This window comes from Snodgrassella sp. B3800, assembly GCF_026535865.1.
Taxonomy (GTDB): domain Bacteria; phylum Pseudomonadota; class Gammaproteobacteria; order Burkholderiales; family Neisseriaceae; genus Snodgrassella; species Snodgrassella alvi_E.
In genome coordinates, this window is the sequence record NZ_JAFNPH010000005.1 from 20,167 (window position 1) to 46,238 (window position 26,072).

Annotated in this window: 21 protein-coding genes; 14 read left to right on the forward strand and 7 right to left on the reverse strand. The window is 42.0% G+C overall.

What is annotated here, in order from left to right:
- Window positions 1-46 precede the first annotated feature (46 nt).
- Window positions 47-1,054: a thiamine ABC transporter substrate-binding protein gene (locus tag J3U64_RS08065; RefSeq protein WP_267408868.1), complete on the reverse strand. Its 1,008-nt coding sequence runs from the start codon at window positions 1,052-1,054 to the stop codon at window positions 47-49.
- Window positions 1,055-1,148: 94 nt separating this feature from the next.
- On the opposite strand from J3U64_RS08065, the gene J3U64_RS08070 reads away from it, so the two are divergent.
- From J3U64_RS08070 to glmS, 7 genes are all read left to right on the forward strand, one after another.
- Window positions 1,149-1,793: a pyrimidine 5'-nucleotidase gene (locus J3U64_RS08070; protein ID WP_267408869.1), complete on the forward strand. Its 645-nt coding sequence runs from the start codon at window positions 1,149-1,151 to the stop codon at window positions 1,791-1,793.
- A gap of 70 nt (window positions 1,794-1,863) precedes the next feature.
- Window positions 1,864-2,133 carry a spore cortex protein gene (locus J3U64_RS08075; protein WP_100140707.1) on the forward strand — a complete coding sequence of 90 codons (270 nt, stop codon included), beginning with the start codon at window positions 1,864-1,866 and terminating at the stop codon, window positions 2,131-2,133.
- 81 nt (window positions 2,134-2,214) lie between these two features.
- Complete coding sequence (glmU, locus tag J3U64_RS08080) at window positions 2,215-3,585, forward strand: bifunctional UDP-N-acetylglucosamine diphosphorylase/glucosamine-1-phosphate N-acetyltransferase GlmU (protein WP_267408870.1); 1,371 nt, start codon at window positions 2,215-2,217, stop codon at window positions 3,583-3,585.
- A gap of 331 nt (window positions 3,586-3,916) precedes the next feature.
- On the forward strand, window positions 3,917-4,156 hold the full coding sequence (locus tag J3U64_RS08085) for a FeoA family protein (protein ID WP_100140709.1): 240 nt from the start codon (window positions 3,917-3,919) through the stop codon (window positions 4,154-4,156).
- A complete protein-coding gene (gene feoB, locus J3U64_RS08090) occupies window positions 4,156-6,480 on the forward strand; it encodes a Fe(2+) transporter permease subunit FeoB (protein WP_267408871.1) in 2,325 nt (774 codons plus the stop codon). Before J3U64_RS08085 ends, feoB begins: the two co-directional genes overlap by 1 nt.
- A 133-nt stretch (window positions 6,481-6,613) precedes the next feature.
- Window positions 6,614-6,895 carry a FeoC-like transcriptional regulator gene (locus J3U64_RS08095; protein ID WP_267403837.1) on the forward strand — a complete coding sequence of 94 codons (282 nt, stop codon included), beginning with the start codon at window positions 6,614-6,616 and terminating at the stop codon, window positions 6,893-6,895.
- 400 nt (window positions 6,896-7,295) lie between these two features.
- The gene (gene glmS, locus J3U64_RS08100; protein ID WP_100151867.1) at window positions 7,296-9,137 is read left to right on the forward strand and encodes a glutamine--fructose-6-phosphate transaminase (isomerizing); all 1,842 of its coding nucleotides are present in this window, start codon (window positions 7,296-7,298) and stop codon (window positions 9,135-9,137) included.
- 66 nt (window positions 9,138-9,203) lie between these two features.
- Here the strand turns inward: glmS and J3U64_RS08105 are convergent, their stop codons facing one another.
- A complete protein-coding gene (locus tag J3U64_RS08105) occupies window positions 9,204-13,460 on the reverse strand; it encodes a hypothetical protein (protein ID WP_267408872.1) in 4,257 nt (1,418 codons plus the stop codon).
- A gap of 611 nt (window positions 13,461-14,071) precedes the next feature.
- Between J3U64_RS08105 and hutW the strand changes: the two genes are divergently transcribed.
- The 3 genes from hutW to J3U64_RS08120 are packed head-to-tail and all read left to right on the forward strand — an operon-like array spanning window position 14,072 to window position 16,653.
- Entirely contained in the window at window positions 14,072-15,454 is a 1,383-nt protein-coding gene (hutW, locus tag J3U64_RS08110) for a heme anaerobic degradation radical SAM methyltransferase ChuW/HutW (RefSeq protein ID WP_267408873.1), read from the forward strand.
- A 42-nt stretch (window positions 15,455-15,496) separates the two neighbouring features.
- Window positions 15,497-16,009 carry a heme utilization cystosolic carrier protein HutX gene (gene hutX, locus J3U64_RS08115; protein ID WP_267408874.1) on the forward strand — a complete coding sequence of 171 codons (513 nt, stop codon included), beginning with the start codon at window positions 15,497-15,499 and terminating at the stop codon, window positions 16,007-16,009.
- A complete protein-coding gene (locus J3U64_RS08120) occupies window positions 16,009-16,653 on the forward strand; it encodes an NAD(P)H-binding protein (RefSeq protein ID WP_267408875.1) in 645 nt (214 codons plus the stop codon). Before hutX ends, J3U64_RS08120 begins: the two co-directional genes overlap by 1 nt.
- 108 nt (window positions 16,654-16,761) lie before the next feature.
- On the opposite strand, the gene J3U64_RS08125 is transcribed toward J3U64_RS08120, so the two are convergent.
- The 3 genes from J3U64_RS08125 to J3U64_RS08135 all read right to left on the reverse strand — a co-directional run bounded on the left by J3U64_RS08125 (window position 16,762) and on the right by J3U64_RS08135 (window position 19,701).
- Window positions 16,762-17,100 (reverse strand): zinc ribbon domain-containing protein YjdM, encoded by a 339-nt coding sequence (locus J3U64_RS08125; protein WP_267408876.1) that lies wholly within the window; start codon window positions 17,098-17,100, stop codon window positions 16,762-16,764.
- A gap of 113 nt (window positions 17,101-17,213) precedes the next feature.
- Window positions 17,214-18,002: a YaaA family protein gene (locus J3U64_RS08130; RefSeq protein WP_267408877.1), complete on the reverse strand. Its 789-nt coding sequence runs from the start codon at window positions 18,000-18,002 to the stop codon at window positions 17,214-17,216.
- 307 nt (window positions 18,003-18,309) lie between these two features.
- Complete coding sequence (locus tag J3U64_RS08135) at window positions 18,310-19,701, reverse strand: NAD-dependent succinate-semialdehyde dehydrogenase (protein ID WP_100140785.1); 1,392 nt, start codon at window positions 19,699-19,701, stop codon at window positions 18,310-18,312.
- Between the two features lie 473 nt (window positions 19,702-20,174).
- Here J3U64_RS08135 and J3U64_RS08140 point away from each other — a divergent pair, with 473 nt between their 5' ends.
- Window positions 20,175-20,726 (forward strand): flavodoxin family protein, encoded by a 552-nt coding sequence (locus J3U64_RS08140; protein ID WP_267408878.1) that lies wholly within the window; start codon window positions 20,175-20,177, stop codon window positions 20,724-20,726.
- Window positions 20,727-20,841: 115 nt separating this feature from the next.
- On the opposite strand, the gene J3U64_RS08145 is transcribed toward J3U64_RS08140, so the two are convergent.
- Entirely contained in the window at window positions 20,842-21,822 is a 981-nt protein-coding gene (locus J3U64_RS08145) for a TerC family protein (RefSeq protein WP_323811362.1), read from the reverse strand.
- A gap of 1,156 nt (window positions 21,823-22,978) precedes the next feature.
- On the opposite strand from J3U64_RS08145, the gene J3U64_RS08150 reads away from it, so the two are divergent.
- The 3 genes from J3U64_RS08150 to J3U64_RS08160 all read left to right on the forward strand — a co-directional run bounded on the left by J3U64_RS08150 (window position 22,979) and on the right by J3U64_RS08160 (window position 25,415).
- Window positions 22,979-23,941, forward strand: a complete 963-nt coding sequence (locus tag J3U64_RS08150; protein ID WP_267408879.1) for an urea transporter — start codon at window positions 22,979-22,981, stop codon at window positions 23,939-23,941.
- Between the two features lie 491 nt (window positions 23,942-24,432).
- Complete coding sequence (locus J3U64_RS08155) at window positions 24,433-24,633, forward strand: hypothetical protein (protein ID WP_267391582.1); 201 nt, start codon at window positions 24,433-24,435, stop codon at window positions 24,631-24,633.
- Window positions 24,634-24,935: 302 nt separating this feature from the next.
- Entirely contained in the window at window positions 24,936-25,415 is a 480-nt protein-coding gene (locus J3U64_RS08160; RefSeq protein ID WP_267391581.1) for a contact-dependent growth inhibition system immunity protein, read from the forward strand.
- A 257-nt stretch (window positions 25,416-25,672) separates the two neighbouring features.
- Here J3U64_RS08160 and rpmE read toward each other — a convergent pair whose 3' ends face one another.
- Window positions 25,673-25,888: a 50S ribosomal protein L31 gene (gene rpmE, locus J3U64_RS08165; protein WP_100090964.1), complete on the reverse strand. Its 216-nt coding sequence runs from the start codon at window positions 25,886-25,888 to the stop codon at window positions 25,673-25,675.
- Window positions 25,889-26,072: the final 184 nt, after the last annotated feature.

The following is a 26,072-nucleotide window of genomic DNA, read 5'->3' on the forward strand; positions in this document are numbered from 1 at the left end:
TAAGTTCTGTCTGATGTCACACAGACCTAACTGCAGGCCTGACCTCTTAGCGTTGCACTACCTTTACCCATTGTTTCACCCAGCTTTGCTGTTTGGCTGCCATATCTGCCATCGTTGGCTGCACAACTTTAGTGGGAATACTGATGTGTGCGTATACCGGTGGCAATGACACCCCCTTCACGGCCGGATAAACCCACATAGATGTCGGTATGGCACTTTGCACCTGATTACTTTGCAGATACTGCACCAATTTTGCCGCCAATGCCGGCTGGCTAGCATGATTCAATACCGCCGCACCTTCTATTTGGCGGAATACCGCTCCTTTAAAGCGCAGATCTCCGGTTGGTGGCGTAGTATATTTCCCTTTACCGTAATATACTTCAGCTACGGGACTGGAAGCATAGCTTACGACAAGCGGTCGGCTGCCACCATTCAGCGTGAAATCAGTGTAGTAGGCTTCACTCCAGCCCTTAGTCACTTTGACACCATTTTGACGCATTTTTGCCCACCACTGCCATGTAGCCTGTTCCCCTAGACCGCCGATATTCGCCAGCAAAAACCCCAATCCCACCGTTGATGTAGCAGGGCTCGGCATCACCAGCAAATCTTTGTAAGCCGGACTGGCAAGATCTTCTAAAGACCGCGGCAAGGGTTTTTTATGTTTCTGAAACCAAGCCTTATCATAATTAATGGTAATGTAGCCGTAATCGATGGCCAGTGCCTGAGGTAAATCAACATTCACTGCACGGCTGGCCGGCTGAGTGGTGGCAAAGAGCTGATATTGTTGCGCCTTGCTGATATTGCTGTTGTCTAGACCATATACGGCATCGGCAATCGGTTTGCCGCGGGTAAGAATGAGCTTATTCAGCATCTCATTACCGCTGCCCACCTTGATTAAGGTTAACTTAACCTGATTTTGCTGCTCAAATCCGGCCAGAACATTTTTCGGTAAAGCAAAAGAATCATGTACCGCGAGACGCACCTCAGTCTGTGCCTGTGCCCATACCGCAACCAGCATGCACAACGTACCGATTAACCACTTACCCGCTTTCATTCCAGCCTCCAGTTGTTAAAATTATCTATATCGTGCCTGCAATCATACCTGTTTTACGCGTATATAGTAAAAACCTGACGCCATCTTACAAACCATGACAACTCATTACTGGATTTTCGACCTAGACAACACCTTGCATTATGCAGATGCCGGCATCTTCAACGTCATTAATCAGAATATGACACACTTTCTGGCTTCTCAACTGCACATTGATCAAATTGCCGCTTCACAACTACGCCAGCAATATTGGGACGATTACGGTGCTACACTTATCGGAATCGGGCTGAATCATCCTGAAATTAATCTGCACGAATTTCTGCTTGCCTGCCACCCACTTGAAAAGCTTCTGCCTTTGATTAAACCCATGCCTGAGCTATCACAGACACTGACCTATCTACATGGGCACAAGATAGTTTTTTCTAATGGTCCCAGCCACTATGTACAGGCACTAATCAAAGCAATGGGAATCCAGCAATATTTTCATGCAGTAATTGGAACGGATAATGTAGAAATGCACTGTAAACCCCATCCCCATGCATATCACAGCCTATGCCGGCAGCTACATATTCATCCTCAGCAATGCATTATGGTTGATGACAGCCCAGCCAATCTGCACACTGCACATATGCTGGGCATGCGTACTGTATGGTATGGTCCACAGAGTTATCCGAGAGCAAATATTGATGCTGCAGTTACTGATATGGCAGGCCTGCGCGACATTGCGCTTACCTTATTGTGAAAGCTATACGTCAGCACACAAATTCTCTACAATAACAGACTACAAATCACCAACCACAAAGGATGACACCATGCGTGCGGGAATCTGCTTGATATGCACAATACTGGCACTCAGCGGCTGTACATGGGAAACTTATCAGGATGCCACCGGCCAGACCAGATTGCGCCAGAAATACGAACCGGGTACACGCGTGGTGTATCAGGATGGCACTTATTCCCACAACATGCTGTACAACAAAATGCGCCCCGAACCACATGCTATGAAACCAGGGGTGGGCGACGTTAATGAAAAGCTGCCGGCTCACACCAAGTGGGATCAGCCAGAAAGCAGTGCTGAATAAACTGCGTTTAAACACACAGGGCTGCCGGAATCAGACTTGATTACCTGCAGCCCCTTTTCACATCCATACACATATAGATATATGGCTACTTCATCCCTTAATATCGTTATCCTCGCTGCTGGTAAAGGCACCCGCATGTATTCACGTCTGCCTAAAGTTCTGCATGAAATAGGCGGCATCAGCATGTTGGAACGGGTGATCCACACAGCTCAGAGTCTGAACCCTGACAGCATAAGCGTGGTTATCGGCCATGGTAAAGAGCTAGTAAGGCAACGCATTCAGGCGAACGTACACTGGGTCGAACAGGACCAACAGCTTGGCACTGGCCATGCAGTTAAAATGGCGTTACCCAATCTGGCTGACAGCGGACGTACCCTGATACTCTATGGCGACGTGCCCTTAATAGACCAGCAGACATTAGCGGATTTACTCAGTATCGCTGGTGAAGATGTCGCTCTACTTACCGACGTTCTCGACAACCCCACCGGCTATGGCCGCATCATCCGCCAGCAAGGCAACGTAGTCGCCATCGTTGAAGAAAAAGACGCCAGCGCTGCCGAAAAAGCCATCTGCGAAACCAACACCGGCATCTTTGTTTTGCCCAACCGCAAACTGGCTCAATGGCTCAATGCCTTGCAAAACCACAACGCTCAGCAGGAATACTACCTAACCGACGTAATCGCACTAGCACAACACGATAAAATCCCTGTACATCCCCTACAGGTACGTGTCTCATGGCTAGCGGCGGGTGTCAACAATAAGCTTCAACTGGCGCAGCTAGAAAGGATTTTGCAACAGCAACAGGCCAACGCCCTGCTTCAGGCCGGCGTAACCCTGCGTGATCCGGCACGCTTCGACTTACGTGGCCAGTTAAAACACGGACAGGACGTCATCATCGATGTAAACGTCGTACTTGAAGGCAACATAGAACTGGGCGACAACGTCAGCATTGGTGCCAACTGCGTCATAAAAAACGCTACCATTGGCGCAGGTACTGTAATCCAACCCAACTCGCACCTAGATAATTGCGTTATCGGCAGCAACGCTCAAATTGGTCCGTTTGCTCGTCTGCGACCACAGGCACAGATTGGTGATGCCGTACACATCGGCAACTTTGTTGAAGTCAAAAACAGCACCATTGGCTATGGCAGCAAAGCTAACCATCTCACCTATCTGGGCGATGCCACCATTGGCGAACAAACCAATATCGGTGCCGGCACCATCACTTGCAACTACGACGGCGTCAATAAATACCGTACAGTCATTGGCAATCAAGTACGCATCGGTTCCGGCAACATGCTGGTAGCGCCTATCACCATTGGCGACCGCGCCACCACCGGTGCCGGCAGTACTTTGAGCAGAAACTGCCCGCCAGATAAGCTCACTCTGGCCCGCAGCCGGCAAACTACCTTGAACGAATGGCAGCGCCCTGAAAAAAAAACACAGGAATAATCCTGCCATCATTGTCAGCCTCAGCTCATCTCGCTTAGCCAGATGGGCTGAGAAACTAACGCTACCCTCTATCTTCCTTTTTGCACTTTTCCCAAAACTGACTAAAAATCTGTATATATCCTTACACTAGCAGCAGTAAATTCAACACATCGAAATTATAATCTGCAAAACCAACACAGATATTAGCGCTTTCTTGACATTACTGCTTAACCACAGTAACTCCCTTAGCAAACCTTGCATGCAAATTAACAAGCAAAAGTAATATCATGCACAATAAAAATGATTCCCAATAAAAACAACAAACCAAATCTACCACCTAAGGTTTAGCGCAGTGTCAACACTAACTCTCGATCAACTACCGTTCGGGCAACCGGCAGTTATTACCCGACTGTTGCCCGAATCTATGCCATTTCGCCGCCGCTTGTTAGCCATGGGCATCACTCCCGGCAGCCACGTTACTGTTATCCGTACCGCCCCCATGGGTGACCCTCTGGAAATCAAAACCCGTGGTTTTTACCTGTGCCTGCGCCGCAGCGAAGCACAGGCTATTGGCGTAGTTGAGGCTGAGTAATGAAAATAGCATTAATCGGCAACCCCAACAGCGGCAAAAGCACATTATTTAACGCCCTTACCGGCTCTCGCCAGCAAGTAGGCAACTGGCCAGGTGTTACTGTAGAGCGCAAAATTGGCAGTACCCAGATAAATGGGCAGTCAGTAGAAATCGTCGACCTGCCCGGTACTTATGCCATCGAAAACCTCGACATGGCAGCCTCACAGGACGAAATGATCGCGCGCGAGTTTGTGCTCAACGAACCTGACACCCTAATTATCAATATAATCGATGCTACCAACCTGCAACGCAGCCTGTACCTTACCTTTCAGCTGCTTGATCTGAAAAAGCCAATGCTGGTCGTACTCAACATGATGGATGCCCTGCAGAACATGGGCGAAAACATCAATATCAGTACCCTTACCCAGCAGCTTGGCTGCCCTGTTATAGCCATATCTGCAGCGAAAAAGATGGGTTTAATACAATTGCAGCAAGCAATCAGCATAGCTTTCAGACAGCCTGTAGCTGCTGACCCGCAACTGGACACCCTCGGAAAAAAACAAAGTGATATCATCCGCCACTATCTGTCGCAACTGCCGGCAGACAGTGTAGTAAACCAAATTGATCAATGGTCATTAATTGAACTGCTGCTAAAACAAAGTTCTATTTCTCTTAGCAGTGACGAAGAGCACATTGTTCAGCAATGTCGCGACGAACTATCTAGTTGGTGTAACTATGAAATCGACATCGCACTGGCTAGCTCTCGTTACGATGCCATTGACCAGCTAAGCCGTACGGTTATCGAAAAACCACGTGAAGCAAACCAGTCACTATCCGACAAAATCGACCGTTTTACCCTAGGTCGATATACCGGCATACCGTTTTTTCTGTTTGTCATGTACCTTATGTTTATGCTGGCAGTAAAATTCGGCTCCGTATTCATCGACTTTTTCGATGTTCTTTTTGGCACAATATTTGTAGATGGCTTTTCTACCTTACTTACTCATATTGGCTCACCAGAATGGCTGATAGCTATACTGGCTAACGGCATCGGTAGCGGCATCCAAACTGTAGCCACCTTTATCCCTGTCATTGCCGCCATGTTTCTGTGTTTGTCGTTTCTCGAGGATTCCGGCTATCTGGCACGAGCAGCCATGGTTGTAGACAGAGGCATGCGTGCCATCGGTTTACCGGGTAAAGCGTTCGTTCCCATGCTCGTTGGTTTCGGCTGCGGTGTGCCAGCCATTATGGGCACACGCACCCTAGACTGCGCACGTGACCGTCTGATGTCCATCAGCATGATTCCGTTTATGTCTTGTGGCGCCAGATTACCCGTCTATACCTTATTTGCCGTTATCTTCTTTCCTAATAATGCTTCCAGTGTCGTATTTATCTTGTATTTACTCGGTATCGGTGTCGCCATCTTTACCGGCCTGATACTCAAACACACTTTGCTACCGGGTGATACCACACCATTTATCATGGAAATGCCCGCCTATCGCCTACCAACACTACGTGGCATGCTCTACCTCACATGGTCACGCTTAAAAGGGTTTATTTTCCGTGCCGGACAGGCCATCGTGCTGATGGTTACCATTCTTAGCTTGCTCAACTCCCTTGGAAGCGACGGCTCATTTGGCCACCCCGATAGCAGCCAGTCTGTACTATCTGTAGCCAGCCAAAAAATCACCCCCGTGTTTATCCCAATGGGTATCAGCGAACAAAACTGGCCAGCCACCGTTGGCATCTTCACCGGCATCTTTGCCAAAGAGGCCGTTATCGCCACGCTTAATTCCCTCTATTCAATGAAAGCAGAAGAAGACGGTGGTGAGGAAGAATTCAACCTGCAAGCCGGCATCATCAAAGCTTTGAAAACCATTCCTGCCAACCTTCGCGAAATGGCCGGCTCATTTCTTGACCCGCTTGGCTTCAGAGCCCTTGACGAAAATACAGCCAGCGTCCAGCAGGACATGGACATCAGCAGCCGTACCATAACTAAACTTGAAAGTTCCTTTGGTGGCAGCGCCGCTGCCATGGCATATTTGATATTCATTTTGCTCTACACCCCCTGTGCCGCTGCGCTTGGTACCATCTACCGTGAAGCCGGCTGGCGCTGGATGCTATTTGTTGCTGGCTGGACATTCCTCACTGGCTGGAGCTGTGCCACCGTCTACTACCAGTATCACCAGCTCAGCCGTTCGGCCAGTGCCTCCTACTGGATTGGTGGTGTTGCTATTTTACTGATTCTTGTAATCTGTGCCATGAAAATCATCGGTAGCCGGCGCCAAACCTGCCAGATAGCCATGAAAACCTGTCCACATAGCAAAGGCAGCTGTTGCCACTGACCAGATGCACATTTTTACCAGCCGCTAAAACAGATTTACCCAAACAGATAGTGATATCTGCCCTATCGTCACTATCTGTTTGTATTCAAATACCTAACCAACAGGAACCATAACAGCACAGGATAGACAAAATATGCTCATCACTGCCATTCGCGATTACCTTATCAGCATCGGACAGGCCAGCCTGCAAGATTTAGCACGCCATTTCCAAGTACAGGAAAGCGCTATGGAACAAATGCTCAGCTTTTGGCTGCGTAAAGGAACCATACGCCAAATTAGTCTTACTCAGCCCGGATGTAGTCCAAACCAATGCAGCAACTGCTTCGCCTGTCCCGATGGTGCCAAAAAAATTTATCAGGTCATCAGCAGCCCCCGCAAAACCATCCCCATCACCTCCGCACAACACAGCATCTAAACAAGCCAGATTCAGTCAAAATTGATTAGCAAAGTGACAGCATAAATCAATACCAGCAACATACCGCATGTAAATACAACCGCCGTCGATCAGCGTATAAAAATCAATATTATTGATAAATAAAAATAAATTTTTCTAAATCATCAACACAACCCAACCACATCCCTACCAAATAAACAAACACTCAGCTGCCTGCATCAGCAAACATTACTGTGCAAAACGCCTATTTCCATTACAATCGTCTTCTTAAACAATTGAAAACAGCATAAACAGGCATGGCACTGCGCACCAAATAGACAACAACCGCTGCATTCATCTCTCATGCACAACAGCCGCGGCCAGTCTTACCCTTCACACGCGCAGCCACACCAGCAACCAGCCTGTAGCAAAAGGATAAAACATGTGTGGCATAGTTGGCGCCATTCGCGCTCAGAATAACGTAGTAGAATTTTTAACCAGCGGTCTGGAACGGCTGGAATATCGCGGTTATGACTCCTCTGGTATTGCCGTCTGGACACCCAATGGCATAGAGCGCGTACGTCGCGTCGGCCGCGTTAAACTGATGGAAGAAGCCGCACAAGCTGCAGGTCTAAAAGGCAGCCTTGGCATCGGCCATACCCGATGGGCAACACACGGCGGTGTTACCGAACCCAATGCCCATCCCCATATTTCCAATAATCTGATAGCCATCGTCCATAACGGCATCATCGAAAACTTTGAAAGCGAACGCAACCGCCTTGAAGCACTGGGCTATCAGTTCACCTCACAAACCGATACAGAAGTGATTGCCCACAGCATTCATTACGAATACACCCACAGCAGCATTGGCAACCTATTTCAAGCGGTACAGCACGCCTGCCAGCGTTTTCAAGGAGCTTACGCCATTGGCGTTATCGCTCGCGATAATCCCGAAAAACTGGTAGCCGCACGCATGGGCTGCCCGCTGTTAGTGGCACTGGGCGAAAACGAAAGCTTTATCGCCTCGGATGTATCCGCTGTAATTGCCTATACACGCCGCGTGGTATTCTTGGAAGATGGCGATATCGTACAGTTATCCACAGACGGCATCGACCTGCTGCTCGATAAACACCAGCAACCGGTAGAGCGCGAAATCAAAATGTCCGAACTATCACTCGCTTCGCTCGAACTTGGCCTGTACAGCCACTTTATGCAGAAAGAAATCCACGAACAGCCCAAAGCCATCACCGACACCGCCGAAGTATTTTTAGTTGGCGGCTTCGAACCGGCCAACTTCGGCATTAATGCTGCCGCCATCTTTGAGCGCATTCGCAGCATCAAAATTCTTGCCTGCGGCACCTCCTACTACGCCGCCCTAACCGCACGCTACTGGCTCGAAGCCATCGCCCAGATACCCACCGATGTGGAAATTGCCAGCGAATACCGCTACCGCAAAGTGATTGCTGACCCCGAACAACTGGTGATTACTATTTCCCAGTCCGGCGAAACCCTCGACACCATGGAGGCGCTCAAATATGCCCAATCACTGGGCATGCAGCATAGCCTGTCCATCTGCAACGTAATGGAATCTGCGCTGCCGCGCGAAAGCGAGCTGGTACTGTATACCCGTGCCGGTGCCGAAATCGGCGTTGCTTCCACTAAAGCCTTCACCACCCAGCTTGTGGCTTTGTTTGGTCTGGCGGTTACCCTAGGCAAAATGCGCGGACTGGTTACCCCAGAGGAAGAAGAGCAATACACCAGCGAACTGCGCCTGCTACCGGGCAGTATCCAGCATGTACTTAATCTGGAACCGCAAATCGCCGGCTGGGCAAACCAGTTTGCCGCCAAAAACAACGCCCTGTTTCTCGGCCGCGGCATCCACTACCCCATCGCCCTTGAAGGTGCACTGAAACTGAAAGAAATCACCTATATTCATGCAGAGGCTTATCCAGCCGGCGAACTCAAACACGGGCCATTGGCACTGGTAGACCAGAATATGCCGGTAGTGGTTATCGCGCCCAACGACAGCTTACTTGAGAAAGTCAAAGCCAATATGCAGGAAGTTGCAGCACGCGGCGGCGAACTGTTTGTCTTTACCGATTTAGACAGCGAATTCACCGCTGGCGAAGGTGTACATGTCATCCGCACGCCGCGACATATGGGCGTACTCTCCCCAATTGTTCACACCATACCGGTACAGCTACTGGCGTATCACACCGCACTGGCACGCGGCACCGATGTGGATAAACCGCGTAATCTGGCGAAATCGGTAACGGTAGAGTAAGTTTAATTTTGATTTTTCATGGTTATGCTAAATAAATCCTCTACTTAAATTCAAAACGTAGGGGATTTATAATTTCATCTTGCAATTATTGTTTATTTTACTGGAAAACTTTTTCTTACCCTTATTTTTATCTTCGTAATCATTTAACATCGATGAAAATTTGCCTTTTATTTTTTTATCTGAACCGGACAAAAAGTAGACTCCTGAAAGTTCATTAGTTTTATATTTATCAAAGCCAGCACCTGCACACTTTTTAAAAAAAGATTTCTCACCTTCAAATGTCCAAAAAATCTGCAAATTATTTTTAGAAAGAAAATCTAAAAAGGGTTCTTTTTTAATCAAAAGAGTATATTGATTTTCTGATACATCATTCACAAAAATGCAAATGGGTTCCTTATTTTTATTAGCCCATTCGTAGAAACTTTCATTACAGCTCAAATCCATCCCATTATATATTTCTCGACAGGGAATTATTGCCCAATAACTTTTATTACCATAAATTTCTTCCCATTTATGATTGATGACACATGGTAAAATATTAAACGATTTTTCTAATTCAGATGTCCCTGAATCGAGTTGAATACTTTCCCACATATTATGTGGAAGTCCTGTAAAAGATTGTATTAAATAGAATTTTTTATAATCTATATTATAAATAGTAAATGCTTCATTTTTGATAATTCTATGAAAGGAAAATTTTTCAATTATTGATTTCACTTCATTAAATTCATTTATTTTTACAAAATAGCCATTAATTGAGAACCTAAAATTTTTAAATTCTTTTCTAAAATCCAATTTATCCGGTTCCTCCTGATTAATAATTCTTTTCAGTACTAACCATTTTTCGCCATTTATTGTTTGTTCAATTAATGCAGGAATATCAGGTATATCTTTGAAGTTTTTAATCCAAATATTTTGATTTTTCTTCCAAAAATCTTGCGCAATGAAGCGTAAATCTTTTCTAAGTTTATATTGAAATGTTTCCTCTTGATTAGAAGGCAAAATATATATTTGTATTTTAGGTAAAGCAAATTCATCAATTTCTTTTAGCCATTCAATTTTTTTGTCATGACTATTTTCAGTTACGAAAACCTGATAGTTATCCATTACTCTGGCTAATACTTCACTCAAAGCCAACCATTGGTATTTCTTACCAATACGCTCTATTTTATCGTAGCGATTGTTATCAGATATGTATTTATCAAATGATGCATGTTTATCTTCATCATACCCGTATTTTGTAAATATTAAATAGCATGCATAATTACTTAATAAATTAGCATTGATACCTTCAACTTGTTTAAAACTTTCATTCCAAAATCTTAAGCTTGCTTCAAACACATAACGGCCAAAATCACCATATTCACCTGATTCTCTGCCTAACCCTGGACGCATCGAATGTGTTATTATTTGCTGATACTGTGTAGTAAATTTATTATCGATTTCTTCATTCGATGGTAAACGTTCAGGTAAGATACTGTTATAGGGTGGCGTTATTCTATTACGAATCTGTAAAACCTCCTCTATAGAATATTCATTTTTTAATAATGAAAACTCTATAATATAGCGAGCATGGTCTCGAACAATAACATTTGGGCAGATTTCTTCACCATTGGCTTTATTAAAAATAGAATTATCAATCGTATTTGCTAATTCTTTCAGACCACCTAAGTTTTCTGAATTTAGTGCCGCAGCTTCAATGGCGGCCAATATTCCTTGCAATATATAAGGGTCATTGATTTTTTCAAATAACTTAAAAAGTTTATTAGCCAAAGTTAAACGATTAACAAACAAATAAGATAATGAAATTAATGCATTATTACGTTGTTTAATATATGTTACAGGTAGTACCCAACATAATGCTATGGCTATTAATGATAGCATCTCTATATCATATTTTTTGTTTTTATTTTGTCTGCACCATTCCAATAATCTTTTAATGGCAAGAAATTTGTTCTGATTGCTCTGCAAGTTTTTTAAATACGATACTAATCTCGCTGACCATTGGGCATCTCTAACTCCCATAGACATAGGAAATAGTAGCTTATTCAGATAATAACTATTAAGTGGATTTTTAGGTTCAATTGCTAACTGATATATAGAATCTATAAAAATATTGTTATCGACACTATCAAGATTTTGAATTATAAAATTGGTCAACTGTGTTTCATTTATAGATTCTGGTCTTCGCCAAGGCAGATTTCTGATAACAAGATTGATTATATTCGAACGATATTGACTCCCTCGGTTATTCCATATATCTGTTTCAAACAATTCGAATCCTAAATGTTCTGGGATTAAAACACTGAAAGCTTCCCATAACTTTTGATGTTGATGAAATTCAAAAGTAAAATTTTGCCCTTGATTTGTATTTAACCAATTATTAAATTGGTGAACATTAACTATATCTTGCAGGATAGACTGAGCAGATAAAAAATCACCTATTCGCTCGTATGTGAAATAAATAAATTCTTTTTCATTTTGCGTAAATGTATTCAAAAAACCTTTTTTTTGCAGTAAATTTATAAGTTTTTTGACTGAATCTATATCAATTACATCTTGTAACTCTTTTCTGATGTACTGCCGAATTGACACATAGTCTGTACATATTCCATTAAGATTATCTTCTACAATTTTATTTATAACACGCTGAACCAAATTTAAACTTAATGGCTCATCCATTTCTTCAGCAATTTCTCTCTCAACATTTTGAACATAACTGAAAATAAGTAAATTTATCCCAATTCCACCTTTAGGTATTATTTTATTTGGCTGTTTCTGCAAATTTTCGCAATATAATTTTAGATATAGTGGATTATTAAACTCGCGATTAAGTAAAGGAATTGTCGGATACGGAAGGTTATAAAGATCAAAAAAAGATTCTATAGCTATTAATCCATTTTCAGCAAAACCTTGATGCTCAATTATACAAATTTGCTTTTTTATTTCTGGATTCAATTTTTCATATATAACTTCTTGATAAGTATTCCGAATACTTAAAATTAGCCCAATATATGGATGTTCTTGAATTTCTCTGATAAAACTATTTAAATTATTCTGCCATAACAATTTGTCTCTACTTTCGTTTAACGCATCAATTACAAGAAAAATCCTTTCTTTTTGGGCTTCAGCAATTGAATCAAGAATAGATAAAAACAAATTAGACGACATATCAGAACCTAAATTTAATTTATTATCTATAATCTGTCGCCAAAGATTTGAACTTTCTGTAAATTGCTGTCCTAGAAAAAAAAGAGAAAATTTATTATTATCGTATCTAAAATTTATTAGATCGGCTAACAAATGAGATTTACCCACACCTGCTTCACCAGTTAACCATAGAACATTTCCATTGAATAACTTAATTTCATTTGAATTTAATATTTCATCAAATAATGAATTTAAATACATTAAAATAATATCAACATCTTTTTTAATATCGATATTTTCATTAACTAATTTATTTTCAGCAAACTTACAAATCTTCAGTATAAATGATCTTATACATTTACTGATAGCATTAACAGGAATCTTATTCTCAATATTGTAATTATTTAAATTTAATTTTCTTCGTAAATGTTTAAATTTTTTTTCAGCTTCATTTTTTAAGTCTGGAAACTTTGACAGTGAAGGAATTTCTTTATAAATTTGAATTAATATATCATTAATATTATTTAAAATATCCTTATTATATTTTTTATCTCGAGATAATGCTTTAAATTTTTCTGAAATTGGCAACTTTATATTAAATTTCGGAGTATATCTACGACCCAAATCTTCAATGGCAAGTTTATTTTGCCTTTTGAACCAATCACTATTAAATATTTTTTTTTGAAACCAAAAATATATTCTTCCTTCATTTTTTTTCAGCGATAAAAAACCAATTAACTCAGAACTACCCCAGAATTTTATGTCAACCTCCCTTCCCTTCTCCTTAGCCCATTCTTTCCATTCCAGCACTTTGTTATCCCATTTGTTTCTAAAAGATTCTTTTCCTTTTACACAAGGATTATTTCTATCCAACGGTACACATAGAAAAAAATGGGTCAGATTAGGATAATTAGTCACGGCGTTTTCAAAAGAATCTTTTATTTGCTGCCATTGAATACTGGTAAAACTATACAGAAAATATTTAGCCTGCCAGCCATACACCCTGCCATCATCAAATTTGCAGATGGCTTCCAGTCCTCCGTCTGGGGTACCAAAGCGTGTAAATTCGCCTTCATTACCAAACTCCTCCCGAGCCAACTGGCACACCAGTTCTTCGAAAGCATTATTCTGGGAACCATTAAACGGTCGGATTTGGTGCCAGTCTATTACCATGTTCTCACTCAGCTTAATTCATCAGTTATTCATATACTTTATGTTTTAATTTTAGCAAAGAATAAGCTAGGACAATGACTACTTAGACCAAATTATCCGGAGGGCTAGCTAAAACAGAACAGAATTAAAAAAGTGAGGACTAAAAATAACCGCAGTACTTAATGGTTAATGGCAATACAAAAAGTATGGATTCGCAATATTCCATGATACTGCTCAAAATGTAAGCAGTTAATTTTTAAATTTTTTCAGTACCCAAGTGTTAACTACAGCCAGTCGTGTAGAGTTTGGTAAATTATTAGTTATTTTAAATTTTATATACCAGATCCATTAGTAAGATAGCAGTTGGGATGTTGGATTGGTTGGTAATGATTAATCCGTCTGGAAATATCAGTGTAGCTACACTAATTTAATCGCATTATTTTTTCCGCATGTTGCTCATCAAGCATGCAGGTAGGGGCACTTTAGTACATCATCTAACAGTATCTTAGCAATTTTATGTCTGTTGATATGTGTCAATAAAGCGGAAGTTGTAGCATTTTGCTGACTTAAAACCATTGCCATATGAGAATAATTATTATTTAATCCTGACACTTTGATTTGATGTCTGTGTTATGAACTCTTTGGATTTAAGCCGTTTTTACGCCGCCTCTGCGGAGCTGCCGTTTCAGGATAGATGGGCGGTGATGCCATTACGTGCCAGTTTGCCTTTAGCCGCTGAAAAGATAGAAAAGCAATGGAATTTATTGCAGCAATCGCCAATATCTGGCAATAAAAGGCTGATTTATATTCATATTCCTTTTTGTGAAACGCATTGTCAGTTTTGTGGTTTTTACCAGAATCTGCTGCGCAAATTTGATACGGATAAGTATATAACGACTTTACTAGCTGAGATTGCTCTGGAAATGAATAATCCGGTGATGCAGTCTGCACCGATTCACGCTATTTATTTTGGGGGCGGTACACCATCTGCTCTGCCCGCAGGTCAACTGGCGCGGGTTATCAGCCTACTCAGACAATCTTTGCCACTGGCGCCAGATTGTGAAATTACTATTGAAGGGCGAATTTCCGATTTTAATGAGGCACGTACAGAAAGTTATATTGCCGCTGGTGCGAATCGGTTTTCTATCGGTGTGCAAACTTTTGATACGGATATCCGGCAGAAGCTGGGACGTTTATCCAGCCGTGAGCAGATTGTTGAGACATTTGAGCGTATTGGGCGGCTAGACTGTGTAGCACTGGTGTGTGATTTGATGTTCGGTTTGCCGGGGCAAACTGTGCAAAGCTGGCAGTCTGATCTGGAGCTGGCCGCCGCTTTGCCGCTGGACGGGTTAGATTTGTATGCATTGAATCTGCTGCCAACTACGCCTTTGGCTAGAAGAGTAGATAAAGGACAGCTTGAATTGCCGGCCGTGGCAGCTAAATGTGATTTTTATTTACAAGGTGAGGCATTTTTACGCCAGCAGGCCTGGATGCAATTGAGTAACAGCCATTGGGCAAAAACCACGCGTGAACGAAATTTATATAACCTGTTGATTAAGCAGGGAGCAGATTTTTTTGCTTTTGGCTCCGGCGCAGGTGGGCGTTTAAATGGGCATTCGTTTATGCTGCATCGTGATCTGGCTGAATACTATACACTGATGCAGTCAGGTAAAAAGCCTTTGATGATGCTAACGGATAAATCATTGTTGGGTAGCTGGTTACATCAGCTTCAGGCAGGGATTGAAGTGGGACGGGTGAATTTACCCGCGCTAACGTCTCAGGCGGAATTGTTGGAACCGCTGCTTATGCAGTGGCAGCAGGCTGGTCTGCTGGTCAATGAAAGGGGCTACGCGCGTTTAACGCCGTCTGGCCGTTTTTGGTCAAGTAATCTGTTGCAAGCATTGCAGCAGTTACTGCTGGCTTTAAATAATCCTGAACATATTGAGTGGCAGGAAAAAATGATGCAACGCCACCCCACCGGCAAACCAATACAGCGTTTTGCCACAACGTCGTGACAAAAATACGTTTAGTCCAATTGACTTGATTAAGGGAAAACGATGACAAAACATTCACAAAACAATAATCTGCAACTATTTATGCGTAGCAATCCAGAAGGGACGCTGGAACAGATTGCGCAACAATATCAGGTGACACTGGCTGAGGTGATTAAGGCAATACCGGATGTGGTGATAACCGCTGGCAGCCGCTTTGATGCAGTGTGGCAAGATGTGCAATCATGGGGAGAAATTACTTTTCTGGTGCATACAGCAGATATTATTGCGGAATTTTCGGGTTTACTACCAGCAGGTAAATATGGTGCCGGTTATTTTAATCTGCAACATCAGCAGGGGTTCGGCGGCCATATTCGCGCAGAAAACTGTGCGCAGATTGCTTTTGTAGAACGCGGTTTTATGCAAATGGCTACGGCGTCGATTATTTTTCTCAACCAGCATGGTGACGCAATGTTTAAAATTTTTGTGGGGCGAGATGAGCAGCGGCAGCTGAAAGCGGAGCAATTAACTAAGTTCCGCAGACTGGCGCAGCGTTTTGCCACCACACAGGAGCAATGATGAAAACATTACTGTTGTTCGGGGTAAGCCAAAAAATGGGCACAGCTTATCAGGTATTGCAGCAGGCTTTACAACAAACCGGTCGCTGGCGCTGTGTGGCTCTGGTACGGGATGAGGATTTTGCCCGCCAGTTACAACAGCAAGGAGTGGAAACAATAGTTGGTGATGCCACGAATGAATCCAGTGTGCGCGAAGTGTGCAAGCTAGCTGGTCAGGATACTGTGATTGTGTCTACCTTGGGTGGTTCGGCAGGCGCGCACTATCTGGCACAGCGGTTGATTATGGATACGGCAGAGCTATGTGGTATCGGCCAGATGCTGCTGGTGACATCATTGGGCTGTGGTGATACTTGGGCAACAATGTCAGAGCGTGCGAAAAAAGCTTTCGGACATGCAGTGCGAGAAAAATCTCTGGCTGAGGTGTGGCTGCGAACCAGTACGCTAAATTATGAGATTTTGCGCCCAGGTGGTCTGGCGCAAGGTGAAGCTACTGGCACTGGCAAGTGTTTTTATCAGCAGCAGATACAAGGTTATATTCATAGAGCAGAGTTAGCGCGGATAATTTTACAAAGAATCAGTGCGGATAAGCTTGATAACCGTGTGTATGCTGTAGTTGATCCGGGGCTTGATACTGTGGATAACTAAGCTGTAATTACAGTTTGTGGATAATTTAATGATCCACATATAAAAACCGCCAGTCTACAATGCTTTGTTTAGGCACTTAGATTGGCGGTATTTCTATCGTTCAGAGTATCAGGCTTTTTTAACAAAACATGCTTTGAGCATGATTTTCATACCGTCTACTTTACAGTCTATTTCGTGGTCACCTTCAACCAGACGGATTCCTTTGGCTTTGGCACCTTTTTTTAATACGGTGCTACTGCCTTTAAGCTTGAGGTCTTTAATCAGAATCACATCATCACCGTTGGCTAACGGATTGCCGTTACTGTCTTTGACATCCAGCTCCTGTGTGGCTGAAGTTGTACTATTAGCATCCCATTCATGTCCGCATTCGAGACAAACAGTAAATGTGCCATCAAAGTAATTTTGTTCACTAGCGCATTGCGGGCAAATCGGCGTTATTTCAGACATGGTCAGATCTCTATATGGTTTAAAGCGGGGATTGTACCGAAATCTACTGCAAGCACCACATTTTTATGTGTAACTTACGCGCTTTTTCAGCCGTTAGTATCCGGATGCTGAAATTAATTCCGATTTTGATACTGCTGCGCTGTTTTTTCAGAACGTTTAAACACCAGCTCGTGTTCATTCGATTCTTTTGCGCAATACTGGTAACCATAGTCGCTGAATTCATGCAGCATTTTAGACGACTCAAGTTTGTTTCGCACAATAAAGCGAGTCATCAAACCCATCGCTTCTTTATCATAGGCGTTGACATTCATGTATTTACCGGATTTTTCATCAAGAAATACAGGTTTAATTACTTTGGCTTTCAGTTTATCGCTATCAATTACTTTGAAATAATTGTCAAAGGCTAAGTCGATGATGGTATCGGTTTCAATCTGATTCAGATGGTTGGTGAGAATGTCATGCCAGAAATGATACAAATTGATTCCCTTTGGATTTTCCAGTCGCACATTCATACTCAGACGATACGGTTGAATTAAATCCAGTGGCCGCAGTAAACCATAAAGGCCAGAAAGAATGGATACTCTTTTCTGCATGTAGTCTAGTTCGTGCAATGATAATTCACTGACGCGCATGCTATTGTAAATATCACCGCCATAGGCAAAGATAGCCTGTAAAGCATTATCGAGGGTAAAAGGCGGCTTCCAATCGCGAAAGCGTTGCTGATTCACTTCAGCCAGATGCGGGCTAATGTGCATAATTTCTTCTAATTGTTTGAGGCTAAGTTTTCGGCAAATCTGTACCAGCTGCTCACTCTGTGTCAGAAATTGCGGCTGGCTATAAGTGTCGCTCAGGCGCGGATTAGCAAAGTCCTGAGTGGTGGGTGCGGCGATTATGGTTAGCATACTGCCTCCTGTCTATTTGCTGGCACACTTTAAAAAAGCTAATTAGTATCAACATGATGATACACATGACGCTGATGAAACTACTTTAGCTGAAAAATGATTGGAGCAGGATAAGTTGGCTGACTTTTACCACAATGCTACATTTATATTACATTTCAGTAATTTATCTGTCTCATCTTTTAAACACTTCTGTTTGGATGGCTGTTGGCCCAATGTTATTCAGACAAAATATTTGTGAAAGAATTATCTTAAAAATAAAAAACGGGGCTGCTATTTGTCCAGCAGCCCCGTTAGTTTTCAAACAAATTTAGAATTCAGCGTCGATGTCTGCAATACTTACCAGTTTAGCATTCACGAATTCTTTTAATCCTAAATCAAGCAATTCGCGTCCGAAGCCGGAGCGTTTCACTCCACCAAACGGCAAATCAGCTTTAACCATGGTGGGATGATTAATAAAGACCATACCCGTATCAATCTGCTGAGCCAGTTTGGCACCGCGTTCTTCATCAGACGTAAAGATAGAACCTCCTAAGCCATATGGGGTATCGTTGGCGATTTCAATGGCATGAGCTGCATCTTTGGCGCGATAAATAGAAGAAACCGGACCAAAAAATTCCCAGTGACGTGCCGGATTATCCGGCTGAATATTGGTCAGGATAACCGGTCGGAAAAAACATCCCTGAGCCGGCATATCCAATGCAATTTCTTCAGCATGAGCGCCCAGTTTTACCGCTTCATCCAATTGTTGTTGCAAACCAGTCACCGCAGAGCGAGAAGATAGCGGTGCCAGTGTGGTAGCGGCATCCATCGGGTCACCCATGCGCAGCTGACGCACTCCTTCGCGGTACAGATTCAGGAAACGATCGTAAACACCTTCTTCTACAATAATGCGTTTGGCACTCACACACACCTGCCCTGCATTCCAGTGACGGCCAAATACAGCCCATTTGGCTGCTTTTTCGATATCGGCATCATTCAGAACGATAAATGCATCGGCGCCACCAAGCTCAAGAGTACATTTTTTTAATGCTGCTCCAGCCTGTGCAGCCACAATAGCACCAGCACCTTCTGAACCGGTTAAGGCTACACCGCGTACGCGCGGGTCGGCAATGATTTTTGCCAGTTGTGCATGCGTTGGGTACAGGTTCTGAAACGCACCATCCAGTAAACCAGCCTGTAACAGCATGGCAGCCATTTTGGCGGCACATTGCGGCACATTGGACGCATGTTTCAGCACAACCACATTACCGGCAGCAAGCTGCGGGGCTGCAATACGGGCAATCTGATAATATGGGAAGTTCCACGGCTCAACTGCCAAAATAATACCTTGTGGAGCAAACTCAATGCGAGCACGGTTGCCCTTGTTGGAAGTAACTGGCAACACTTCCGGCTGAAGCTGACGCTCAGCATGAACAGCATAATACTCAAAAATCTGCGCAGAAAGCTCGGTTTCAGCTTTAGCTTCGCTAAACAGTTTACCCATTTCCAGTGTCAGTAACTGGGCATATTCATCAATATTGGCTCGAAGAATATCAGCAGCATTCTGTAAAACACGCGCACGCTGGGCAAACGTAGTGTTTTTCCACTGTTTAAAAGCAGCATCTGCATGATTCAAAGCAGTTTCCAGTTCAACATCGGTGGTATCAGAAAATGCTTTTACCTGTTGCTCGGTGTAGGGATTGGTACTTGCGTACGCCATATATTTACCTTTCATTTATAGAAGTTACACCACGTTTGCTGCCCTTAAGCATACAAATGAATGGCTGCAGTTCGGGCAGGTTTTGAGACAATCTTTTGTGTTTAACTATCTGGAAATGGTTGTGTGCCTGATGTGAATGCTACCGCGCTTCTGTACACCAATATTTCAGATGAAATCAGGCGAGGTTTTCTTTTCATACCTGAAACGTTTCAGACATGATTATGTATTTAATTCAGTTTAACAATTATTTACTGCGTTATCAAGTATGCAACTAAACTGTGCAATATAGTCTTTCATCTGAGTCTGCAAAGGGTCGTTTCTGGATCAATTACCGGGTTGTAAAGAATTTTATACCCAAGCATTGATAGTTTACTGTCAGGCAATAATCCTCGTTTTTATTTCCTGAATCATACTTGCGATAGTAGCGCCACCCGCTTAAGCTGTTTTGGTAATCAATCATAAGGAACAGATACATGAGTAAACTAGCTATTTTGGTATTTTCCGGTTATGGCCATACACTTAAAATTGCTCAGGCAGCTGCAGCCGATACCGATGCTGTACTGGTAGAAATCGATGCCAATGGCGAGCTGGATGATGATCAGTGGCAGCAGTTGCATCAGGCCAAAGGTATTATCTTTGCCGCACCTACCTATATGGGCAATGTACCTTGGCAGTTTAAGAAAGTAGCCGACGCCACATCCGGCCTGTGGGCGGAGCGGGCATGGCAAAATAAAGTGTTTGGCGGCTTCACCAACAGTGCCAGTTTTAGTGGCGACAAACAAGTAACCTTAATCTGGATGCAGACACTGGCAGCACAGCATGGCGGCATCTGGGTAAGTCTCGGACTACTGCCGGCTAACTCCAAAGAAGCGACGCGCAATGATGTAAATGTACTCGGAGGTTCCATCGGAGCAATGGTTCAGACACCAGCCGATGCCAGTGTCGATGAGATTCCAGCCGGTGATATCGAAACTGTAAAAATCTACGTAGCTCGAGTAAGTGAAATTGTAGACAAATTGGCCTGAGCTTTTCATTCTGTTTTTAGCTTACTTACAGAGTATCAGCCCGCCAGCCATTATTGTGTGTATTAACATTCAAAATAAGCTGAAGCGGGCTATTGTGAAAAAATTCCTTTGTCGTCTACAGATTATGCGGCTGCTTTCTGGTTTTCCACCATGAAGCCAGAATCGCCAGCAGTAAAGCAGTAAATACCACAGCCAGTGAAGCAAAAGAAGGAATGTGCCACCATTTTGCCACCAGCATTTTGGCACCGATAAAAGTCAGAACCACGGCCAACCCATATTTGAGAAAAACAAATTTTTCAACCACATTGGCCAATAAAAAATACATCGCACGCAAACCAAGCACCGCAAAAATATTCGAAGTAAACACAATAAACGGGTCAGTGGTCACAGCAAAGACAGCCGGTATACTGTCTACAGCAAAAACCACATCACTCAATTCAATCACTACCAATGTAAGCAATAATGGCGTGGCCATGCGCTGACCGTTTTCGATGGTAAAAAATTTCTCACGGTTAAATTGCTCACTTACACGCATATGGCGGTACAGCCAACCTATCAGTGGGTTATCAGCCAAACTTTTATTCTCATCTTTTTCCGGCAGCATCAGCTTAATCCCGCTATAAAGCAGGAATATACCAAACAGATACAGCACCCACTCAAAGCGGCTGACCAGAACTGCACCCAAAGCCACCATCACAGCACGTAGGACAATTGCCCCCAATACTCCGTACAATAGCACTCGGTGTTGATACTCTGCCGGCACCTTAAAATAACTAAATATCAGCACGAAGACAAAAATATTGTCCACCGATAACGATTTTTCCAGCACATAGCCAGTAAGAAAATCCATCACCGAATCAGCAGCCACCTCACTGCCCAGCATCGGATTATGCAGCAGCTCAAAATAGAGCCAGACAGCAAAACCAAGTGAAACAGCAATCCAGACGCATGTCCACAGCAGCGCTTCTTTAGTGCTAACGCGATGTACGCCTTCTTTTTTCAGCGTGAGCATATCTATCGCTATCATTACAATTATGATGACGATAAACACCCCATAAAATAAAGGTGTGCCCACTGAATTCAAATGAGGCTGCATAAATTCTTTCTTCTTAATATTTTTATCATTCAATTCCCGTTGCTGGAAGCCACTCTTCTAAACAAAATCAGAAACGAGCCAGTATTAAACAATAACATAGATACAACTATTACTGGCAACAGTTGTGCATATACAAACACTATTCCGGTTCCAAGTAAACGGATAATTCATTGCAATAACTTCCAAAGCAGAAAACCAGGGTCTGACTGATACATGCATCATGAAATAAAACTGCGTTTTAAAAATCATCCCAAAACAGCGATAATAAAGCCCATCCCTACCACGGAGAACGATTTAAGCTCATTTCAGCACATTTCAATTATTATCAACCTTACTTAATACCAAGCATAATGCTGAAAGTTTCAGAATACAAAATCATCGCTAGATTTATATAAAAAAAAAACTGAGATGGCAGTTCTGCCACTACAATCTTCAAATTTTCAGCTGTCATTTTTTACTTTTGGTTAAATCCAGTTTGCCTTTAATTTCACTGATCACATACTTATAATTGAAAGAGCCCATTCTTTATTAATATCAACCAATTCAGTATAGGTGCAACTTTAGAAAGCAGATATCGCTTGGTTTAGCTTATTTAATTATTTTGCGTGTTACTCAGAGCAAAATTGTTTTCTGATTGTACCGTGTCACTGCTAGCCTGACGGCCAGATACAGATTTAGAATAGTCACATCTTTAGCCTATTTAATTAAATTTAGAAATAATATTTTAATCATTTCTTCTTTAATATTACAAAAATTATTCAAAATGCAAATTTAGTACAAACTTCAACTTTTCTAAGCTGAATTTGATTTTACCAACCAATCAATGTTTACTTGCTTTAAATTTCAGATTCTTAAACGTTTCAGCACTACTTACCTGCCCAAATAAAAAACTTATAAACATGTAATATTAAAAAACAAACTAAACAATAAAGAACTAAAGCCAAACAACAGCACTGAAAAAGCATACTCTCAATTTGGCAGGAACATTTTCATCATCAAATATTTCAAGCTCTTAAAAAATAAAATTTTCCGCCCAACCAGCATTAAATATCGTATATTTATTTCCATCCCACATTACCAGAACATTTACCTACGCATAAACAGTATAAAAGCAGTCTAACCTACTGAACCGAAATATTAATAAAGGAGAAAACGAATGAAAACAATGTCTGTAGCAGCGCAATGGCATCAATTATGCAACCACAACCACTGTATCCGCTTTACCGATGTGATTCTCCGCAGCTACGGTCAGGTCATGCTCCAAAACAATGCATTATCTGGACTGATTTTTCTGCTAGGGGTACTGATGGGAGGGTGCCTTACCGGCAAACCAATTATTGGAGTAGCCAGTTTAGTGGCCGTAATCAGCGCCAACATCATGGCCTATGTGTATCAGCTTAATGTAAAAGCATGGCAGCAAGGAATCTATGGCTTTAATGCCTGTCTGACAGGCATTGCATTAGCTACGTTTTGTGAAAATTCACCCTATTTATGGTGCACTATCGTGCTGGCATCCATACTTTCGGTCTTCATTACCAAAGCCCTGAGCACAATATTACAGCAATGGTATTTACCCTGTCTGACCATGCCCTTCATCCTGATTACATGGATATTCCTGTTGGCAATTCCTTCTTTTTCAGCGCTGTCACGAGTACAGGCAGATACCGCTACCGCACACATTACCAGCTTTACACTGTTGCACCTGCTGCCAAACAGCATTCTTGGCATTGCTGAGGTATTTTTATTCAACAGTACACTGGTGGGAATAACATTTTTAATCGCTCTGGCTGTTAATTCCCTCCGAATCACCCTATATGCCATAATCGGTTCAATCCTTGCCATCGGCATCGCCCTACTGTACGGAGGTCAACTTGAGCTTATTACACTGGGGCTTTATTCATTCAATGCGGTATTAACTGCTATTACATTGATTACCTTCAGCAATTCACCAGACAGTAAAACCAATTTATATATTTTACTGGCTATAATTCTCACCGTATTTACTCAGTCTGCCCTTACTACTCTTCTGAAACCCTATTCACTTCCGGTACTGACAATGCCTTTTGTACTGGTCAGCTGGTTATGGCTGCTGATTAACCAGACACTAAATCAACGCTAGTTAAATGCAAAAATAAAAACATTCTTTTATGATAAAAAGATTCATTAGTAAAAATGATTTTGAGGGTAAAAATAAAACACTTAGTGCTCTGCATAAGTATATTCATACTAGTGTAGATCCGGTAAATAAATTCGATCCAAGCGGATATATGGGGTTGGGCGATGTTATGACATGGCTTAATATCCAATTAAATTTGAATTTATTTAATACAGCCTAAAGAATACTTAACGTATACCATAAAATTAATGCTGTTTTAGATGTACTCCTTACTGTTCGAATGATTGGTGTTGTTGGAGGAAATATGCTCTATTGGAAAATACAATTGCCAGTGCAGTAGCATACAAGGGATTTGATTTTTCTGATGCAGGTACTCAATTTATAAGGTATGAAACATAAGCATTAACTTATAGGAGAACCAAGGTTGGGAGCTGGATATATATCAAAAATTGAACGTTAAATATTTGAAATCATATATATTATATAAATCAACAATGTTACCTCAGGCACAATCTCAGTTTCGTTTAGATAAAGTCAATGGACATCCTGTAAAACTATCATTTGGTTTTGGTGGACCAGGAAAAAATGAAACAGGAGCTATTTTTGGTACAGGTGTGGAAATGTCTGGAGATCGTCAATTATTCAGGATTAACTATGATTTTAAAGGAAAAATGATGCTTATAGCGGAGCAATAGGTTTTAAAATAGAAAAGATTAAAGTGCTTTGAGATAAAGATTTTCCATATCATATGGTTTATAAATGGGAGCGAGGAAATAATAAAAAGAAATTTAGATGATAGTGAAATAACACTACGGAAATAGTATTCATATTATGCGCTTAGTGCACTGCAAAAAAATATTACTTAGTGTAACTGAAAATGATGCGGCAAATGTAGAACAGGCTTAAATGCATGAGCAAATTCAGCGATAGGCTGCTTTTCGTTGGTCAGGAATTTCTGTAATAGTACAATCCATACCATAAATTAAGGAGTAGAAAAATGCTGCACGAACCGAAAGCAAAGGGATGTAATTTATATATACTACCTGACGATTCTGTGATTATACAAGGATTCTTTCATGATAATTACGGTCCTGGTCTTGTCCATTCTCACGTCAGAGCGCGTATTTCAAAAGAGCTGATACCGGTATTGTTAGGTAAACTTGTATTAAAGATAACCAATACTTCTAAGTTTATTGACGTTCAAGAATGGGTAAAAGATGAAGATTCATATAACAAGGCCTTTTTAAGCTTTGCTGGCTATAAAAATTTTAGAAGGCTGGAAAAAGAGACTGCCTGTGTGATAATTAAATTGGCGAATAATGTGATCACGATTACGCCAACAGAGTATGACCGTAAAGATGGCGGATTTTCACACCTTGTCGATAAAGAGGTAACGTGCTCTCCCGATGCAGAGAGTATTTATGAACATTTGATTCCTTTGCTCAAACGCAGTAACTATGAGCATTTAGCCTCTTAACTGCAATACAATAGCCAGTAGTTAGGTTGCCTTAATTAAAAATTTCTCAGAAATTTCATGTTTCTGAGGATTTTTGCGTAAATAAAACGGATATAAAATAGATAGATTTGATTTTTTTGATCGTATGAGTAAAGTGAGTAAAGAAATTTGAAAAAAAATTTTGATAATATCCCATCGGATAAAAGGCAAATTAATTTACTATTAAAAAAGACTGCCATAATGGCAGTCTTTTTGGGTGCAATATCTTGCAAACAAGATTAACGTTTGAACATATTGCCGTATTTCTGATTGAATTTGTCCACGCGACCAGTAGAGTCAACGATTTTCTGTTTACCGGTATAAAACGGATGACAAGCAGAGCATACTTCAATATTGAAAGTATCTTTTTCCATTGCAGATTTAGTTACAAAAGTATTACCGCAGGAGCAAGTCACAGTTACGTCGTGGTAGTTAGGTTGAATGCTGTTATTCATAGTATCGTCCTTAGTTAAGCGGGCACAGGGGATGTGCCTGTACCTCTTGAAACGGATGTCTGGAATCGGGCGATTATACTCGCATGAGTAAAATTTTCAAGTAAATCAGCACACAGAACAGCCATATTACACAGATGACCTGTGAAAAAGATGCACTTATTACCAGATTCAAAACATACCATAC